The following is a 1,471-nucleotide window of genomic DNA, read 5'->3' as shown; positions in this document are numbered from 1 at the left end:
GGCGGACGCCCTCGAGGCCCGCGTCGAGGAGGTCGTCGAGGCCAACGCGAAGGACGTGGCCCGCGCCCGCGAGGCCGGCACCGCCGAGTCCGTGATCGACCGGCTGACCCTCACCCCGGAGCGGATCCGGGCCATCGCCTCCGACGTGCGCGACGTCGCCGCGCTGCCGGACCCGGTCGGCGAGGTCGTCCGCGGCTCGACGCTGCCCAACGGCATCGACCTGCGCCAGGTCCGCGTCCCGCTCGGCGTGGTCGGCATCATCTACGAGGCCCGCCCCAACGTGACGGTCGACGCCGCCGCGCTCTGCCTGAAGTCGGGCAACGCGGTGCTGCTGCGCGGCTCGTCCTCCGCCTACTCCTCCAACACCGCCCTGGTGGCCGTCCTGCGCGACGCGGTGGCGGGCGCCGGACTGCCGGCCGACGCGGTGCAGCTGGTGCCCGGCGAGAGCCGCGAGTCGGTGCACGAGCTGATGCGCGCCCGCGGCCTGGTCGACGTGCTCATCCCGCGCGGCGGCGCCTCGCTGATCCGTACCGTCGTCGAGCAGTCCACCGTCCCGGTGATCGAGACCGGGACCGGCAACTGCCACGTCTACGTCGACGCCGACGCGGACCTCGACACCGCGGTGGAGATTCTGCTCAACTCCAAGGCCCACCGGGTCAGCGTCTGCAACGCCGCCGAGACCCTGCTGGTCCACCGCGACATCGCCGACGCCTTCGTCCCGCGCGCCCTCGAGGCCCTGGCCGGCGCCGGGGTCACCGTGCACGGCGACGGGCGGGTGCTGGAGCTGGCCGCGGACACCAAGGCCACCGTGGTCGAGGCGACCGAGGAGGACTGGGAGACCGAGTACCTCTCCTACGACATCGCCGCCGCCGTCGTCGACTCGCTGGACGCGGCCGTCGCCCACATCCGCCGCTGGAGCTCCGGCCACACCGAGGCGATCGTCACCACCTCCCAGCAGGCCGCCCGCCGCTTCACCCAGCTGGTGGACTCCACCACGGTCGCGGTGAACGCCTCCACCCGGTTCACCGACGGCGGCCAGTTCGGCTTCGGCGCGGAGATCGGCATCTCCACCCAGAAGCTGCACGCCCGCGGCCCGATGGGCCTCCCGGAGCTGACCAGCACGAAGTACATCGTCACCGGCGACGGGCACGTCCGCCCCTGATCCTGATCCTGATCCTGCCCCTGCCCCCAACCGCGACCTCCGACCACTGACGTCCGGCCCCGGGCCCGCACGGGCCCCGCGGACCGTCACCGGTCCTTCGCCGAATTTCCGTACGCTCTGCCCAAATTGACCCGGCACGTCTACTCTGGTGCCGTGGCGGAGGACGTGGGGGGCACGCCGTTCCCTGACGGCGGAGGGCCTGACGACGACCAGAACCGCGGGACGCCGGACGACGAGTTCGCTCCCGTGGTCTTCGACGAGGACTTCGTACGGGCGGCCCCGGTCCACGAGCCGACCGCCGTGGAGCGG

General features: G+C 73.2%; 1 protein-coding gene and 1 pseudogene. Both read left to right on the top strand.

The annotated features are described in order from the left end of the window. Positions 1 to 1,162 (top strand): glutamate-5-semialdehyde dehydrogenase (locus tag HW445_RS30750; RefSeq protein WP_180224069.1); only part of this gene is annotated, 1,162 nt, incomplete at its 5' end. A 126-nt stretch (positions 1,163 to 1,288) separates the two neighbouring features. Further along, positions 1,289 to 1,471: pseudogene (locus tag HW445_RS33910) on the top strand (hypothetical protein); the annotation flags it as partial.

Origin of the sequence: Streptomyces sp. UH6, from assembly GCF_013421635.1 — a bacterium.
Lineage (GTDB): Bacteria > Actinomycetota > Actinomycetes > Streptomycetales > Streptomycetaceae > Streptomyces > Streptomyces abyssomicinicus.
This window is presented reverse-complemented; position numbering and strand designations above follow the sequence as displayed.